Here is a 15,384-nt window from a genome sequence, read left to right as displayed (position 1 = left end):
CCGTAGGTGTAAGTGGGCGGTGCCGTAGGCAGCGTCAGAGGTGTATAAGGTACATGTATCAATATTCACCATTCCTTCCTGCCGGGCTTCAAGGGTGCCAAACCCTACTTCCAGGCCTACGAGCGGGGCGTAAAGCTGATTGGTGCTACGGCCCATTATGTCACCGGCGATCTGGATGAAGGTCCGATCATCGAGCAGATGGTGGAGCGGGTTGATCATGCTCAGGATCCGCAGCACCTGACCCAGGTGGGGCGCGATACCGAAGCCCAGACCCTGGCCCGTGCCGTGAAGTATCACGTGCGTCACCGCGTATTCCAGAATGGCCTGCGCACCGTTGTTTTCTGATCCAGAGGAATTGCCCGATGAATGAAGCTGCAGAAGATCAACGTCAACACCGCGACTATGCGGCGCGCATCGACGGCAAGGCCTTTGCCCTGGCGCTGCGTGCCGATGTGGCACAGGGCGCCGCCGGCTTTCAGGCGGACGTGGGTCGCCAGCCGGGTCTCGCCGTCGTGCTGGTGGGGGATGATCCGGCCAGCCAGGTCTATGTGAAAACCAAGATGCGCCAGGCCGCCGAGGCTGGCATCACATCCTTTCCGCATCTGTTGCCGGGCAGCACCTCCCAGACCGAACTGCTTGAGCTGATCGCCAGGCTCAACAGTGATGACCGGGTCGACGGCATACTGGTACAGCTGCCGTTGCCGGCGCAGATTGAGGAAGCCGCGGTGATCGAGGCCATAGATCCGGCCAAGGATGTGGACGGTTTTCATCCGATCAATGTCGGGCGTCTGAGCACCGGTCAGTCGGCGCTGGTGCCCTGCACACCCCTGGGCTGCCTGCTGTTGCTGCAGGATCGCCTGGGTGATCTGTCGGGGTTAAAGGCCGTGGTAGTCGGACGCTCCAATATCGTCGGCAAGCCGATGGGGCAACTGCTGTTGAACGCTCATTGCACCGTGACCACTGTGCACTCCCGCAGCCGGGACCTGGCCGCGGAATGCCGCAGCGCCGACATCCTGGTGGTGGCGGTGGGCCGGCCGGAAATGATCGATGCCAGCTACATCAAGCCCGGTGCGACCGTACTGGATGTGGGTATCAACCGTATCGAACTGGCGGATGGCGCCTCGCGCTTGACCGGCGATGTCAATTTTGTCGCCGCCTCCAGTGTGGCCGCAGCGGTAACACCGGTACCGGGAGGCATAGGCCCCATGACCGTGGCTTGCCTGTTGCGTAATACCCTCACCGCAGCCAAGGCACGCAGCGGACGTTGAGGGCGGCCAAAACCTGGCCATGGGTGAAGCCGCAGAGATGTGCAATAGAAAGCAGGGGAGTTCAGTCTGGTGAGTGAAAATATGCGTACTGTCGAACGTGAGTCCATGGAGTTCGACGTTGTCATCGTCGGCGCGGGCCCCGCCGGGCTGTCGGCGGCCTGCCGGCTAATGCAGCAGGCGCAAGAGGCGCAGCAGGAAATAACCGTCTGCGTGGTGGAGAAGGGCGCCGAAGTGGGTGCCCATATTCTCTCCGGTGCCGTGATTGAACCCCGTGCCCTGAACGAGCTCTTCCCGGACTGGGCGGCGCAGGGCGCGCCGCTGAAAACCGCGGTGACCGAGGATCAGATCTACCTGCTCAAGGATGCGCAGGGGGCCCGTCGCATCCCCAATGCCCTGGCACCCAAAACCATGCACAACCAGGGCAACTACGTGGCGAGCCTGGGCAACCTGTGCCGCTGGCTGGGTGAGCAGGCCGAAGCCCTGGGCGTGGAGATCTTCCCGGGCTTTGCCGCCAGTGAAGTGCTCTATCACCAGGATGGCCCACTTGCCGGCAGCGTAAAAGGCATCGCCACCGGCGATATGGGTGTTGGCCGTGATGGTGAGGCCAAGGACAGCTATATGCCAGGCATGGAGCTGCACGCCAAATACACCCTGTTCACCGAAGGTTGCCGTGGTCACCTGGGCAAGCAACTGATCGAACGTTTTGCGCTCGACAAAGGCGTGGACCCACAGCACTACGGCATCGGTATCAAGGAGTTGTGGGATATCGATCCCGCCAAGCACCAGCCAGGCCTGGTGGTGCACGGCGCTGGCTGGCCGCTTGAAGGCGACACCAACGGTGGTTTCTTCCTCTACCACGGCGAGAACAATCAGGTGGTAGTCGGGCTGATTATCGACCTGAACTACTCCAACCCCTGGTTGAGCCCATTCGACGAGTTCCAGCGCATGAAACAGCACCCGCTGTTCGCCCAGTACCTCGAGGGTGGCAAGCGCGTCTCCTACGGCGCCCGGGCTATCGCCAAGGGCGGCTTCAACTCCCTGCCCAAGATGACTATGCCGGGGGCACTGCTGCTGGGTTGTGATGCCGGCACCCTGAACTTCTCCAAGATCAAGGGCACCCACACGGCGATGAAGTCCGGCATGCTGGCGGCAGAATCCGTGTTCGAAGCCATCGCGGCGGGAGATGAAGGCGGTCAGGATCTCGAGTCTTTCACGAAAAGATTCCAGAACTCCTGGTTATATGACGACCTGTTCCGCAGCCGCAACTTTGGCCCGGCGATGCACAAATTTGGTACCTGGCTCGGCGGCGCCTTTAACGTTATCGACCAGAACCTGTTTGGCGGCAGGATACCGGTCACACTGCACGATACCCGGGCAGACTATGCCCAGCTCAAACCCGCGGCCCAGTGTCCGCGGATCGAGTATCCGAAACCGGACGGCAAGCTGAGTTTCGACAAGCTGTCATCGGTGTTCCTGTCCAACACCAACCACGAAGAAGACCAGCCCTGCCACTTGCAGTTAACGGATGCCGGCATTCCGCTGGCCACGAACCTGCCCACCTGGGCGGAACCGGCGCAGCGTTTTTGCCCGGCCGGAGTCTATGAAATCGTGGATGAACCCAGTGGTCCGCGCTTTCAGATCAACGCGCAGAACTGCGTGCACTGTAAAACCTGCGATATCAAGGACCCGTCGCAGAACATCACCTGGATGGTGCCTGAGGGCGGCGGTGGCCCGGCCTACCCGAATATGTAAGCGACGTTTTTGCTCCGCGGCATGGTCCCGTCATTGGGCTGTGCCGTTTTTTTGTGGGGCCTGTTTTTTATAAAACCCAGGGCCAGGCTATCAACGGTTATAAAACCGGTACCAGTAATAGGAAACATGATGAAGATCGAGACTAAAGTATCCAGCCTTATATCTCTGGCCGCAGGCGTTCTGTGCCTGAGTTTGGCTGTGACCCAGGCGAACGCCAAGGAGTTCAAGATTGCTGTGGGTGACAGCAGCGGCAGCCCGCAGGAAGCGCTGGGGATTCAGTTTGCCCAGGAGTTGAAGGAGCGTACTCAGGGCAAGCATACAGTGCGCCTGTTTCTGAACGGCCAGTTGGGCAGCGAGCAGGATACGGTCAATGACGCCGCCCTGGGTACCCTCGATTTCTCCCTGCTGGCGATCAACAACATCACGCCTTTTTCGCCTTCGGTCGGTATTCTGACACTGCCCTACATGATGCAAAGCCTGGATGAGGCGATTGCCCTTACCCAGGGCCCCATCGGCCAGGAGCTGGTCGAGAATACTGTGCGTGATACTGGTGTGCGTATTCTGGGTTGGACTTACTCCGGCTTTCGGGTGCTGAGTAACTCCAAGCAGCCCGTCGAGACGCTGGAAGACCTGCAGGGCATGCTGGTGCGTGTACCCAAAAATGCCATCATGATCGACACCTACAAGGCCTGGGGCATTAACCCGACGCCCATGGCCTGGTCGGAAACCTTTGCCGCGCTGCAGCAGAAAGTGGTCGATGGCCAGGACAATCCCTATATGACGATTCACTCGATGAATTTTCATGAGGTACAGCAGTACATCACCAACCTGCGCTACCTGTTCTCCATCGAGCCACTGATTGTCAGCGAGTCCGTGTTCCAGGATCAGGACGCAGCCACGCAGCAGGCCATGCTGGAAGCCGGCAAGGCGGCGACCCAGTTCAGTGCTGAATTCCTGGTAGAGTCCGAAGAGCGCATTAAGCAGGGGCTGGTCATCAAGGGCATGCAGATCACCGAGCCTGCCGATGGTGAAAAGGCCTGGATCGAAAAGGCGACCCAGGAGGTTTGGCCCAAGTACTACGACAGCGTCGGCGGCAAGGGCAAAGTTAATGCTGCGTTGCGCGCACTGGGACGGGACGAAATCTAAGCACGGATTCGGCAAGACAAAAAGCCCCGCCCGGTTAACTCGGCGGGGCTTTTAAGTTGACCCCTTTTGGCTTACAGCTTATAGCTCAGGACTCACTCAGCCCTTTCGCCCGTTTGCAGGCAGTATCAGACTGCGCCAGTGTCGTGCGGAACCTGCATCCCGGGGCGTTCTGCCGGCGGCGTCTATACTGAGCGAGCCTTCCCTTAGGGAGCGCTACCTAATCAGGATGCCACGGATGAAAATGCTCAGCCCCTTTGCTGATAATGTTAGCTGCGGCCGAAAGGTCTCGATTCACCCTCATGGGTAGTGCCGGCTGGTTTGTACTGGTCGGTGGGCTGATGCTCGCCATGGGGCTGACTTCCCCAATGATCAAGCGTTTTGCAGTGACTTCGGCGATGCTGTATCTGTCCGTGGGGCTGCTGGTGGGGCCCACCGGATTCGGGCTTTTTCATTTCAACCCGCTGGAGCAATCGGCCCTGCTGGAGGTGCTTACCGAAGTTGTAGTGCTGATATCGCTGTTTTCCGCCGGCGTAAAAATGCCAGTGCCGGTCAGCTGGGTGCGCTGGCGCTCACCGGTGCTACTGGCATTTGTGTCCATGACGGTGACCGTGGTGCTGGTGGCGGGTTTTGGCCATTATGTTTTGGGGCTGTCGCTGGGGGCGGCCGTGCTGCTGGGAGCCATACTGGCGCCGACCGATCCTGTGCTGGCAACCGAAGTGCAAATTCGTCATGCCGAGGATCGGGACCGGCTGCGTTTTACCCTGACCTGTGAGGCGGGGATGAATGATGGCAGCGCCTTCCCGTTCGTCATGCTGGGTCTTGGCCTGCTCGGGCTGCATGATCTGGGCCTTTTCGGGCAGCGCTGGTGGCTGGTGGATGTATTCTGGGCCACGGCGGCTGCGCTAGTTGTGGGCGGGGTGGCCGGTTGGGGACTCGCTTACATAAGTCGGTACGTACGCAGCAGCGGGCGCCATATCGAGCTGCTGAATGATTTTCTGGGCCTGGGGTTGATTGGGTTGGTGTACGGCATTTGCCTGTGGATAAGTGCATGGGGATTTCTGGCGGTTTTCTTCGCGGCCGTGGCCTTGCGCCAGACCGAATTGAAACTTGCAGAGGCGCAGCCGGTGCCGACGACACCGCAGGCACCAGCGGCACCGCCGCTGCTGGTCGAGCCGGGGTCGGCCCATGTCAGTGCCGGCGCTCTGGTGTTCAAGGAACATCTCGAACGCTTGTCCGAGCTGGTGCTGATCCTGCTGATAGGTGGCATGCTGTTTCTCGACTCCTGGAGCTGGCGCGCCACGGCGCTGGCGCTGTTCCTGTTTACCGTCGCTCGCCCCCTGAGCGTGATGGTGGGGTTGGCGGGCAGCCGAACTCCGTGGCGGATACGCGGTCTGGCGTCCTGGTTCGGTGTGCGTGGTATCGGCTCGCTGTACTATCTGATGTACGCCATCGAGCACGGCATCGACGAAGAGCTGGCCGTGGAACTGATTCATCTGACGCTGGTGGTGGTCGCGCTGTCGATCCTGGTTCACGGCGTCAGCGTTAAGCCGATGATGCGCAAATTCTGGCGCCGTTCCCGCGACTAAGCGCGTTTACATCCAGCGCCGGAAAAGATTTCCCAGGCCCTCTTTGAGTCGCTGCAGCACAGGGCGTTGCCGCCAGACCTGGAGGCTTATTTCGTCGGCGTGCTGCAAATCCACCAGAAACAGTTTGTCCATTGCACGGCCAAAATCCCTGTCGATAATCACTGTGTTGAGTTCGTAGTTATGCACGAAACTGCGGAAGTCCAGGTTGGTTGAACCTATGCTGCTCCAGACACTGTCGACGACAATGGTCTTGGCATGCAGCATTGAGCCCTTGCGTTCGTAAATGCGTACTCCGGCTGCCAGTAGATCCTCATAGCTGGCGCGGGATGCCTCTGTCAGCAAGGGAACATCTGTCATGCCCGGTAGTAGCAGGCGTACATCGGCACCCCGCTTGGCTGCGGCTTTGATGATGTCTATAAAGGGTGCATCCGGGGCGAAATAAGCCTGGGTTATCCAGACTTTTTCCTGTGCATGGCTGATGGCGGCCGCCAGGATGGCATAGATATCGAATTCATCACTGTCGCCGCCGCTGCTGGTGATCACCCCCGCCATCATATTGCCGAGTGATTCTATGGTGGGGAAATGACCGCTGCCCTGCAGCTGCTCCGGTTGTGGCAAGTCCTTGTTCCAGATTGTCAGAAACTGGCGCTGAAACTGATGTACTACCGGGCCGACGATACGCAGATGGGTATCGCGCCACGCCAGCTCAGTAGTGTCTTCGCTCGATGTTGCCGAAAATGACCCCTGGCCGTAGGCGCCGGAGAAGTTGATGCCGCCGCTGTAAGCGATCTTGCCGTCGATGACCAGTAGCTTGCGGTGATTGCGGTTGTTGCTGCGCCAGATCCGCGGGTCCACGGCGGGGTTTACCGGATGAAACTTGCGCAGCTCAATGTCCTGATCACGCAGTTGTTCAATGAAGTCTGCGGGCAGGTCGAAGCTGCCGATGGCATCAATAAGCAGACGTACTTCCACACCTCTGCGACGGCTGGCGATCAGCCGTTCGAGCAGCGCCTGGCCAATGGCGGCGTCTGCAAGGATAAAGGTTTCCAGGTGGATGCTTTCTTTTGCCTGCTCGATATCTTCGAACATCAATTTGAAGGTAGAGGGCCCGTCGATCAACAGGCGGGCTTCATTGCCAGCGACCAGGGCGCTGCCACTCAATTCCTGGGACAGACTGATCAGTTGATCGAGCATGATCCTCGTATTGGCCTCTGGGGCATCGTCTTGCAGCAGGTCCTGGTATTCCTGCGGACTTGCCGCCCGTCGTCCGCCATCAAGCAGCACCAGGGGATGAGCGACGGGGTGGGGATCCTGTTGTCCCGTTTCCAGCCTCGGGCTGGTGCTGCAGCCTGCGACAAGGCTGATGGCAAAGCCGAACAACAGCCAGGTACTCTGGGGGTGCTGCATGGCTTAGCGCTGGGTGATAACGGCGATGGGCCGCAGCGCATCTACCCGGTCACCCACCAGCTTGAGCGTTATAAGCATAGGTACCGCCATCAGGGCGCCGGCCACACCCCAGAGCCAGAACCAGAACAGGACGCTGAGGAATACCATCAGAGGATTGAGGGACAGGCGGTGACCCAGAACCAGCGGGGTGACAATCTGCCCTTCGATGATGGTGAGCAGAGCAAAGGTGGCCACCACCATTGAGGGCAGGGCGAGGCCGTCGAAGGTCAGCAGGGCGGTGGCGCCGAGTAAAAGCGCAGTAACCAGCCCGCCGAGATAGGGAATAAAGTTCAGCAGGCCAGCGACTGCACCCCATAACAGGGGATTGGGCATGCCAAACAGGTACAGGGCGGCGGCAACAAAGCTGCCCAGACCAAAATTGACCAGGGTGATGCAGGACAGGTATTTTGATATCTCCGCCTCGAGGATCACGGAAAGTTCGATAAAGTGATCGCGCCGGCCCTCCCTTTTCTGCAAGTGACTGATGCGCTTAAGCATCAGCGGTCCCCAGGAAAGAATGAAATACAGCAGCAGGGTGGTCGTAACGGCGCCGGTCGCCAGACCGCGCGCATTGGAATACATCATCTCCGACAAGCTGATGCCCTTGACCTCAACGGTTTGGACCGGGTTGACGGACGCGATGCGGTCAACCTGATCGGCGGCCTTGCTCATGTCTTCGACGGTTTTCTTGATTGGGTTGATCTTGCGCTCCAGCTGCTTAAGTAACCTGGGCGCCCGTTCGAACCAGGCGCTGAGCGGATCGATGGATTGCGATATGCCGTAATTGAGTCCTGACAGCAGCAGCAACACTATGACGGCAGCACTTAGCGGGCGGGGGATGCGTATCCGTACCAGCCAGCGCATGACCGGGGCCAGTACCAGGCTCAACAGGAAGGCCAGAGCGATGGGGACCAGCAATAGCTGGGCCAACGCCAGAGTATAGACCACCGCCAGCAGGGTCAGAACAATCAGAAGCCGGGTTTCGATGCGGCTCCAGCCTGTTTCGACTGGAGCGCTGACCGGCATGGCGGAGTCGGCGTTCCCGTTATCCCCGTGAGAGTTGTCTCCGGTTGTGGCGGGGAGCGGGAGCTGTTTATCGGAAGCTGTCATGTCTGTCCTCGTACCGTTCGGGTGCCACTATTGCGTTCATAACAGACGCAGCAACGGCAGCAGCAAACGTAATAAATTAAGGATACGAGCAGATCCATTGCCGTCGCCAGGGGGAGCCGCTACTGAGCGGCCGATACTCAATCCAAGGGCAAAACCCGCGATCAGACCGGGGGGCGAGGTTGCCCCTGTGCGGATCGATTGACGCAACTGCTCCCGTGCCTGTTGCGCCTGTTGCCGTGCCTGGAATACCTGCAGCTCCTGGCGACGCAGCTGTGCTCTAGTCGGGATCATTCGGCAGGTCCAGTCCCAGCGCCCGCCGGGTACTCTCTAGGTCAATGCGCGTCAGTGCGCGGCGCATCAGCCACAGTGATATTAGCGCCAGTAAAACGTTGGCCAGAGCCAGGCTGCTTAGCGCCAGGCTCCAGCTCCAGCCCAGTGCCAGCAGGCCGCTAAGGGCTGCGGCCAGCATCAGGCCCCAGGCACTGAATGCCGCCAGGGCACCGATCAGCGCCATTGCCAGTGTCATGCCCAGCATCAAGCCGGCGTAGCGAAACTCCAGAGTGAGCAGAGTGAGCAGTTGGGCGAGGTGTTGCCGGGTGGTGGCGAAAACACCGGCAACCGCTTCGGTCAGTGACAAGGGTTCGGGTGTGGCGGGATCGGCAGGGTCCTGGGAGGCGGCGTCTGTTGACTGCTTCATGTGTCAGCGGCGTCGTGTCAGCACGCCGATCAGGATACCCAGGGCTACGGAGCCGCCCACGACCGCCCAGGGATTGTCGCGAACAATCTGCGTGAGGCTAGTGTTGAGATCGCGGCTTTTGTCGGTTAGCTGTTCTCCGCGTTCGTGCAGTCCATGTTCGAGTTCTTCACCCACTTTGGCGGCCTGTTCTATGCGTTCATGCAGATCGTCGGCGACGCGTCGGGAGAGTGTTGCACCCTCCTGAACGGAAGCTTCGCTGTCGACAGAATTCGGTTTGTTCATTGTGTTTCCCCTCCTATATCCGGAGAACATCCAGATCGGCAGCGCACTCAGGCACCGAGTGCGCTGCCCTAATCACTGTAGTTCAGATTAACTGCCGGTGGAGAGCTGGGCAGTGACTGACTTCACTCCCTTGACACTGTTGGAGATGCTAATCGCCAGTTCTCGTTCGAAGTCGCTGTCGACCTGACCATGCAGACTGACGACGCCTTCTTTGGTATCAACATCGATGTCGCTGCCGTCGACATTGCGGTTATACAGCAGTGCCGACTTCACCTTGGCGGTAATCCAGCCGTCACTGACCTGTTTGGCGACTTCTTTCGACTTGGCCTCCGCTTTGCCGGCGAGCGTTGCCTCAGCACCTCCGACTGTCAGCTGGTTGTCCACGCTGCTAACTTCGTGGGTATTGAGTGCGATCTGTTCGGCCAGTTCGGCTTCGGCCTGGGAATCGACATTGCCGGACAGCGTGACCCTGGTGTTGCGGGTATCAACATTGATCGCCAGACCCCCGGTGGTTCTGTGCCACAGCAGCTGTGATTTCACCTTGGCGGTGAGGTTGGCATCTTCTACCCTGCGGGTGAAGCTGCGCTCGGTGCCTTCCCCAGCCTGGCTCAGGTGTCGGGGAACATCCACATCGACCATTAGCTCATTGTTTACCTCTGTGATGCCATCGATGCCACGGGCAAGCTCCTCGGCCAGATCGCGTTCGACGGCACTTTCCACGGTACCGCGCAGGGTGGCGACGCCCTCATTGACCTCGGCTTCGATATCGAAGGGGTTGAGGTGTCGATTAAGTGTGTAGGTCGTGGTTAGCGATGCCTTGGCCCAGAGATCCGAAGGCGGGTCGCCTGCGGCGGTTGCAATAAGGGGTGAGCTGGCCAGCGCGATGGCGCAGGCGGCAACGATGGATTTTATGGGGAAACGTTTCATGGCATTTGCCTCCGATGGTTCGGTTCGATCCGCTGCGGTGCCCGGTTGGTCGATCGGTGCGGGCGTTGTGTCGCAGCGGTGTCACAGACCGGTCTGCCCGGTCAGGGTTGCCTGTGACGTTATGAAAAAGGGCAGGCCTGGGAAGTGTATTGCAGTATGAATGCCAACTATTAATTATCTTTAATAACAATGAGTTGAGGTATTTTGGAGGGTGGTGATATGCCCCGGTGGGGGAAATGCCCCAGCGCCAGTAGTGACATATCCCCCTTATCCTGTCTGAACTGTCAGGGCCTTGTCAGGCTTCGTCAGACAGGATGATGCCGTATTTCTGAATGCGGTAGCGCAGAGTGTCGCGGGTGGTATTCAACAGTCGGGCGGCGGCGGTGACATTGTGCTGGTTGCGCTCCAGTACCGCGCTGATTATAAAGCTATCCATGTCATCCAGCCCCATGCTGCCATCGAGCGGCACCTGGAGGTAGCGGGGATCCGCTGATGGCGCTGCGCTAGGGGCTGATTCTGCCTGGTCCGACGTTGAGGGTTGCAGCTGCAGCCATTGCAACGGCAGTTCAGTGTCATCGGCAAACAGCACGCAGCGTTCAATCACATTGCGCAGCTCGCGCACGTTGCCGGGCCAGTGGTGGGCCTTGAGTCGGGTCCAGACACTGCTGCTGATGTGGCGCACATTCTTGCCCGCCTTGGCGTTGAATTCGTCGACCAGCAAGGGCACCAGAGCGTCCAGGTCCTCCACGCGTTCGCGCAGGGGCGGCATCTGCAGCTCAAACACACAGAGGCGATGATAAAGGTCGTCCCGGAAATCGCCGCTTTCAATGCAGCTCTGCAGATTGCGGTTGGTGGCGGCAATTAACTGCACATCGACGCTGATCTCGCGGTCGCCGCCTACCCGGCGAAAGCATTGTTCTTCAATAACTTTTAATAGTTTGGCTTGCAGGTCGACGGGCATTTCACCGATTTCATCGAGAAACAGGGTGCCACCGTCGGCCTGCTCGAAGAGGCCCCGTCGGCGGCCCTTGGCGCCGGTAAAGGCGCCCGCTTCATGGCCGAAGAGTTCGGATTCCAGCAGGTCCTTGGGCAGCGCGGAGCAGTTGACCTCCACCATGGGGGCATCCTGGCGGGTGCCACTGTGATGCAGTATGCGCGCCGCCACGCCCTTGCCAGTACCGGTTTCACCCGTGAGTATCAAGGTGGAGAAGGGGGCCTGGGCCAGCTTTGTCAGCATAGTGCGCAGGCGTGAGGCGGCCTCGCTCTGGCCGACGAAACTGTCCGGTGTGAAGCGGCGGCGCCCGGCGGAAAACTGATCGCGCAGGCGCCGTTGTGCCGTTGCGCTGCGCATTGCACTACTGATGACCAAGTCCAGCCGGTCGAAGTCGACAGGCTTCTCCAGGTAGTCATAGGCGCCCAGGCGCAGTGCCCGAACGGAGTCGGCCACGGTGCCGTAGCCGGTGAGAAAGATCCATTCGCTGCCGCTCGTCTGGCCGCTCGCTTCTTCGAGCAGGTCCAGTGCATTGCCATCCGGCAGGTTCATGTCGGACAGAATGACGGCGGGTGACAGCCCATTGTTGAACAACTCGTGGCGGGCGCTGTCCAGGGTCTCGGTCAACATGACACGCCAGCCTTCGCGCTGAAAGTGGCGTTTAAGTTCGATTCCGAGGAGAGCCTCGTCTTCAATAATCAGCAGGGTTTTAGTCATTGGCCTCTTTGTACGGCAGCCTCAGGGTTACACAGGCGCCGCCCTCGTTGTGGTTGCTTAAGCGTAGTTCGCCGCCCAGGTCAGCGGTAAAACGGCGCACCATGACCAGCCCCAGCCCGGTGCCTCCAGCGCGCCAGGAGCAGAAGGGTTTAATGCCGGTGTCCAGCATGGCCTGGGAGAAGCCTGGCCCGCTGTCCTTGACGGTGATTTCGAGCATTTGCTCCAGGCGCCTGGCCTGCAACAGTATCTGGCCCTGGTTGCTGCCCAGTGTTTGTCCGGCATTAAGCAGCAGGTTCAGCAGCATTTGCCGCAGCTGGGAGTGGGGCAGCAGGCAGCGCAGATTGTCCGTGACATCACAGTCGATACTGACATTTTCGTGCAGCTGGTAGCCAGCCAGGGTGATCAGGCTCTCGCACTCTTCGCGGATATCCAGCATGACCGGAACCTCGGGCCGCTGTCGGGCCTGATCCAGCAACTGATTCAGTTGTCGTGTGGCACGTTTAACCTCGTCATTGATCATCTCAACCCGTTCCGTCAGATCGGCTCCCTGGACATCATGACGCAGGTTGTCCAGCGCCATCTGGACACTGGTAAGGGGGTTGCGCAGTTCATGGGCAACCCCCGCCGCAACTTCTCCGATGGCGCCCAGACGTTCAGCCTGGGAGAGTCTGCGCTGCTGCTGCAACAGCATGTAGGTGGCACTGCGAACCTCCCGGGTGAGGCTGTCCTGGCGCAGCTTTTGAGCCTGCTCAAGTTTTTTCAGGCGCTGCACCATGAGGTTATATTTATTGATCATCGGGTACAGCATAGGATCGGTTTCATCCACAGGCAGTTCGCTGAAGTCATGCCGGGCCAGCAGCGTCATTTGGCTGCTGAGGTTATGCAGTGGCCTGAGGACGCGCTGGCGCACCCGGGCCCAGAGGAGGGCGGAGATCAGCAGCAGACCAATAGCCAGACCAAAGGCGATGAGCAGTTCGCGCCTGGCTCCGCTCTGAAAAGCACTGAGCAGTATTTCGTGGGCCAGCAGTTCCTGGTTCAGGGCGCCACGCAGCGCGGACGAGGCCGTATCCAGGGGAACCGGGCTGTAACCGTCGAACTGCACCAGCTGTTTTAGCGCATGATCCATGCTGGCGGGGGTCGTATCCATGCGGTAGGCGTCGGATGTGGCCAGCTCGTGCAGTTGTTGCAGCAACGTATCAAAGCCGGCAGGGTCCAGATACCCGCCGTCGGCTTCCTGCAGATTGACGCGCTGGGTACGGACTTCCCCTGCGGCCAGCTCGATAGCCACCACGTAGTTAAGATGCTTTTCCAGGGACGGGATGCGCTCAATATTGCGTGACGCGCCGTAGGTCAGCAGTCCAAAACTGGTGATAAGTAACAGCAGGGCTGTTGCCGACAGCAGCCAGACAGAACCTGTTAGTAAGAATCGCAGACCTCGCATTTGAACCTCGCCCTGTTGTTGTCGGTTGCCCTGTGGCGGCGGCTGTTGTGGCACAAGAAGTCTGCACCTCGGTAACCAGTGTAGCTTTATGGGTTTATAAGGCGGTTATGCCGTGCTCGATCTAAAGCGGATGCACCCTCAGTGCCAGGTTCAGAACCGATTGATATCAATAGGGAAAAGTTAAACCGAACGGCTGCCGCTGAGACGGGTCAGGGGCATATGACCCAGGCGTCGGGATAAGACCCGCCAAAGCGGGGGCTATCACCCGATGCCTCAGCATTGCAGCGGGCACTGGAAAAATAATCTTTGAAAGTGAACAACATAGCGAACTGGCATCGATTGTGCCTGATGGATACATGCAGGGTTTTGGCATCTATCCCGTCAATAAACATAAGGAGATTGCTATGTTTGGCTGGGCAGTAACTTTTCTGATTGTTGCGATTATTGCGGCTGTACTGGGTTTTTCGGGTATTGCCGGTACGGCGGTCAACATCGCCTGGATACTGTTTGTCGTGGGCCTGATTCTGTCGATAGTATTCTTTATCGCAGGACGACGGCCGCCGTTTTGAATGGCTTGGCCGCGGGTCACGATGATGTGATCAGCGGCGATAAATGCATAAATAAAAAGCCCCGCCCGGTTAAACCCGGCGGGGCTTTCTAGTTGTACCTTTTTGGCTCAGGGAAGATTTTCCTCGCCCCTCGCCCCTCGCCCCTCGCCCCTCGCCCCTCGCCCCTCGCCCCTCGCTCCTTTAGCTTGTCCCCGGTCAGTCTCAGGCTGCAACAGTGCCGTGCGGATCTATAACGTACTTCTTGGCGGCACCACCATCGAATTCGGCGTAGCCGTTAGGCGCCTGGTCCAGCGAAATCACTTCGACGTTAACCGCATCGGCAATCTTCACCTTGTTGAACAGGATGGCCTGCATCAGCGGACGGTGGTACTTCATCACCGGGCACTGGCCGGTGTGGAAGCTGTGGGACTTGGCCCAGCCCAGACCAAAGCGCATGCTCAGAGCGCCCTGCTTGGCGGCTTCGTCCACGGCACCGGGATCTTCGGTCACGTACAGGCCGGGAATACCGATCTGGCCGCCGGCGCGGGTCAGGCTCATGGCGGAGTTCAGCACAGTCGCCGGCGCTTCCTTGCCGTGGTTGCAACCACAGGCGTGGGCTTCAAAGCCAACGCAGTCAACAAAGGCATCAACTTCACGTTCGCCCAGAATGGCTTCGATCTTGTCGGCCATATCGCCTTCCTGGGTCAGGTCGATGGTTTCACAGCCGAAGCTGCGGGCCTGGGCCAGACGATCTTCCACCATGTCACCAACGATAACGCAGGCGGCACCCAGCAGGTGCGCGGAGACGGCAGCGGCGAGACCCACAGGGCCGGCACCGGCGATGTACACCGTGGAGCCAGGGCCTACGCCTGCGGTGACGCAGCCGTGGAAACCGGTGGGGAAGATGTCGGACAACAGGGTCAGATCACGGATCTTCTCCATGGCCTGGTCAGCATCCGGGAATTTCAGCAGGTTGAAGTCCGCGTAAGGCACCATAACGTATTCGGCCTGGCCACCGACCCAGCCGCCCATGTCGACGTAACCGTAGGCAGCCCCTGGGCGCGCAGGGTTTACGTTCAGGCAAATACCGGTCTTGCCTTCCTTGCAGGTACGGCAGCGGCCGCAGGCAATGTTGAAAGGCACGGACACCAGGTCGCCCTGCTGGATGAATTCGACGTCGCGGCCGCACTCAACCACGATACCGGTGATTTCGTGACCCAGTACCAGGCCTTCTTCGGCGGTGGTGCGCCCGCGCACCATGTGCTGGTCGCTGCCGCAGATGTTGGTGGTGACGACTTTAAGGATAACGCCGTGGTCGCATTTGCGGTTGCCGATGGCGAGTTCCGGGTAGGCGATGGATTCAACGGCGACTTTGCCGGCGCCTTTGTAAACGACACCGCGGTTTGCGTTGCTGCTCATTGACAACACTCCTTCTGATTTTTATGTGTAAAGCCAGTATGGACGGGCCTGTTG

Annotated in this window: 14 protein-coding genes and 1 pseudogene; 6 read left to right on the top strand and 9 right to left on the bottom strand. The window is 59.4% G+C overall.

Annotation, left to right across the window (positions count from 1 at the left end; genetic code table 11):
• Window positions 1-48: 48 nt before the first annotated feature.
• The 5 genes and pseudogenes from MPRO_RS25210 to MPRO_RS19045 form a co-directional block, all read left to right on the top strand.
• Window positions 49-345: pseudogene (locus MPRO_RS25210) on the top strand (formyltransferase family protein); the annotation flags it as partial.
• Between the two features lie 17 nt (window positions 346-362).
• On the top strand, window positions 363-1,268 hold the full coding sequence (folD, locus tag MPRO_RS19060; RefSeq protein ID WP_067296751.1) for a bifunctional methylenetetrahydrofolate dehydrogenase/methenyltetrahydrofolate cyclohydrolase FolD: 906 nt from the start codon (window positions 363-365) through the stop codon (window positions 1,266-1,268).
• An 81-nt stretch (window positions 1,269-1,349) separates the two neighbouring features.
• On the top strand, window positions 1,350-3,020 hold the full coding sequence (locus tag MPRO_RS19055; RefSeq protein ID WP_067296748.1) for an electron transfer flavoprotein-ubiquinone oxidoreductase: 1,671 nt from the start codon (window positions 1,350-1,352) through the stop codon (window positions 3,018-3,020).
• Window positions 3,021-3,149: 129 nt separating this feature from the next.
• Window positions 3,150-4,166 (top strand): TRAP transporter substrate-binding protein, encoded by a 1,017-nt coding sequence (locus tag MPRO_RS19050; RefSeq protein ID WP_067296745.1) that lies wholly within the window; start codon window positions 3,150-3,152, stop codon window positions 4,164-4,166.
• A gap of 299 nt (window positions 4,167-4,465) precedes the next feature.
• Window positions 4,466-5,752, top strand: coding sequence for a cation:proton antiporter (locus tag MPRO_RS19045; RefSeq protein WP_067296742.1), 1,287 nt, complete (start codon window positions 4,466-4,468; stop codon window positions 5,750-5,752).
• Between the two features lie 6 nt (window positions 5,753-5,758).
• Here MPRO_RS19045 and cls read toward each other — a convergent pair whose 3' ends face one another.
• From cls to MPRO_RS19010, 8 genes are all read right to left on the bottom strand, one after another.
• Complete coding sequence (gene cls, locus MPRO_RS19040; RefSeq protein WP_067296739.1) at window positions 5,759-7,159, bottom strand: cardiolipin synthase; 1,401 nt, start codon at window positions 7,157-7,159, stop codon at window positions 5,759-5,761.
• 3 nt (window positions 7,160-7,162) lie between these two features.
• On the bottom strand, window positions 7,163-8,308 hold the full coding sequence (locus tag MPRO_RS19035; protein WP_082708974.1) for an AI-2E family transporter: 1,146 nt from the start codon (window positions 8,306-8,308) through the stop codon (window positions 7,163-7,165).
• 36 nt (window positions 8,309-8,344) lie between these two features.
• On the bottom strand, window positions 8,345-8,599 hold the full coding sequence (locus tag MPRO_RS25955; protein WP_158651878.1) for a hypothetical protein: 255 nt from the start codon (window positions 8,597-8,599) through the stop codon (window positions 8,345-8,347).
• Window positions 8,586-9,005 carry a hypothetical protein gene (locus tag MPRO_RS19030; protein WP_067296734.1) on the bottom strand — a complete coding sequence of 140 codons (420 nt, stop codon included), beginning with the start codon at window positions 9,003-9,005 and terminating at the stop codon, window positions 8,586-8,588. The genes MPRO_RS25955 and MPRO_RS19030 overlap by 14 nt, the downstream gene beginning before the upstream one ends.
• A gap of 3 nt (window positions 9,006-9,008) precedes the next feature.
• Window positions 9,009-9,287 (bottom strand): ElaB/YgaM/YqjD family protein, encoded by a 279-nt coding sequence (locus MPRO_RS19025; protein ID WP_067296731.1) that lies wholly within the window; start codon window positions 9,285-9,287, stop codon window positions 9,009-9,011.
• Between the two features lie 87 nt (window positions 9,288-9,374).
• Complete coding sequence (locus MPRO_RS19020; RefSeq protein WP_067296728.1) at window positions 9,375-10,214, bottom strand: BON domain-containing protein; 840 nt, start codon at window positions 10,212-10,214, stop codon at window positions 9,375-9,377.
• A gap of 295 nt (window positions 10,215-10,509) precedes the next feature.
• Complete coding sequence (locus MPRO_RS19015; RefSeq protein WP_067296726.1) at window positions 10,510-11,922, bottom strand: sigma-54-dependent transcriptional regulator; 1,413 nt, start codon at window positions 11,920-11,922, stop codon at window positions 10,510-10,512.
• Window positions 11,915-13,363 (bottom strand): sensor histidine kinase, encoded by a 1,449-nt coding sequence (locus MPRO_RS19010; RefSeq protein ID WP_067296722.1) that lies wholly within the window; start codon window positions 13,361-13,363, stop codon window positions 11,915-11,917. Before MPRO_RS19010 ends, MPRO_RS19015 begins: the two co-directional genes overlap by 8 nt.
• A 404-nt stretch (window positions 13,364-13,767) precedes the next feature.
• On the opposite strand from MPRO_RS19010, the gene MPRO_RS19005 reads away from it, so the two are divergent.
• Window positions 13,768-13,932 carry a DUF1328 domain-containing protein gene (locus tag MPRO_RS19005; protein WP_067386938.1) on the top strand — a complete coding sequence of 55 codons (165 nt, stop codon included), beginning with the start codon at window positions 13,768-13,770 and terminating at the stop codon, window positions 13,930-13,932.
• Between the two features lie 201 nt (window positions 13,933-14,133).
• Here the strand turns inward: MPRO_RS19005 and fdhA are convergent, their stop codons facing one another.
• Complete coding sequence (gene fdhA, locus MPRO_RS19000) at window positions 14,134-15,330, bottom strand: formaldehyde dehydrogenase, glutathione-independent (protein WP_067296715.1); 1,197 nt, start codon at window positions 15,328-15,330, stop codon at window positions 14,134-14,136.
• Window positions 15,331-15,384: the final 54 nt, after the last annotated feature.

Origin of the sequence: Marinobacterium profundum, assembly GCF_001528745.1 — a bacterium.
In the GTDB taxonomy this organism is placed as follows: Bacteria; Pseudomonadota; Gammaproteobacteria; order Pseudomonadales; family Balneatricaceae; genus Marinobacterium_A; species Marinobacterium_A profundum.
The sequence above is the reverse complement of the archived record's forward strand: the minus strand, read 5'-3'. Positions and strand labels throughout refer to the sequence as shown.

Coding starts and splice junctions, on each gene's coding strand:
- MPRO_RS19055 (WP_067296748.1), top strand. CDS start 1,350: ATGCGTACTGTCGAACGTGAGTCCATGGAGTTCGACGTTGTCATCGTC.
- folD (WP_067296751.1), top strand. CDS start 363: ATGAATGAAGCTGCAGAAGATCAACGTCAACACCGCGACTATGCGGCG.
- MPRO_RS19005 (WP_067386938.1), top strand. CDS start 13,768: ATGTTTGGCTGGGCAGTAACTTTTCTGATTGTTGCGATTATTGCGGCT.
- MPRO_RS19025 (WP_067296731.1), bottom strand. CDS start 9,287: ATGAACAAACCGAATTCTGTCGACAGCGAAGCTTCCGTTCAGGAGGGT.
- MPRO_RS19045 (WP_067296742.1), top strand. CDS start 4,466: ATGGGTAGTGCCGGCTGGTTTGTACTGGTCGGTGGGCTGATGCTCGCC.
- MPRO_RS19035 (WP_082708974.1), bottom strand. CDS start 8,308: ATGACAGCTTCCGATAAACAGCTCCCGCTCCCCGCCACAACCGGAGAC.
- MPRO_RS19015 (WP_067296726.1), bottom strand. CDS start 11,922: ATGACTAAAACCCTGCTGATTATTGAAGACGAGGCTCTCCTCGGAATC.
- MPRO_RS19030 (WP_067296734.1), bottom strand. CDS start 9,005: ATGAAGCAGTCAACAGACGCCGCCTCCCAGGACCCTGCCGATCCCGCC.
- MPRO_RS19020 (WP_067296728.1), bottom strand. CDS start 10,214: ATGAAACGTTTCCCCATAAAATCCATCGTTGCCGCCTGCGCCATCGCG.
- MPRO_RS25955 (WP_158651878.1), bottom strand. CDS start 8,599: ATGATCCCGACTAGAGCACAGCTGCGTCGCCAGGAGCTGCAGGTATTC.
- fdhA (WP_067296715.1), bottom strand. CDS start 15,330: ATGAGCAGCAACGCAAACCGCGGTGTCGTTTACAAAGGCGCCGGCAAA.
- MPRO_RS19050 (WP_067296745.1), top strand. CDS start 3,150: ATGAAGATCGAGACTAAAGTATCCAGCCTTATATCTCTGGCCGCAGGC.
- cls (WP_067296739.1), bottom strand. CDS start 7,159: ATGCAGCACCCCCAGAGTACCTGGCTGTTGTTCGGCTTTGCCATCAGC.
- MPRO_RS19010 (WP_067296722.1), bottom strand. CDS start 13,363: ATGCGAGGTCTGCGATTCTTACTAACAGGTTCTGTCTGGCTGCTGTCG.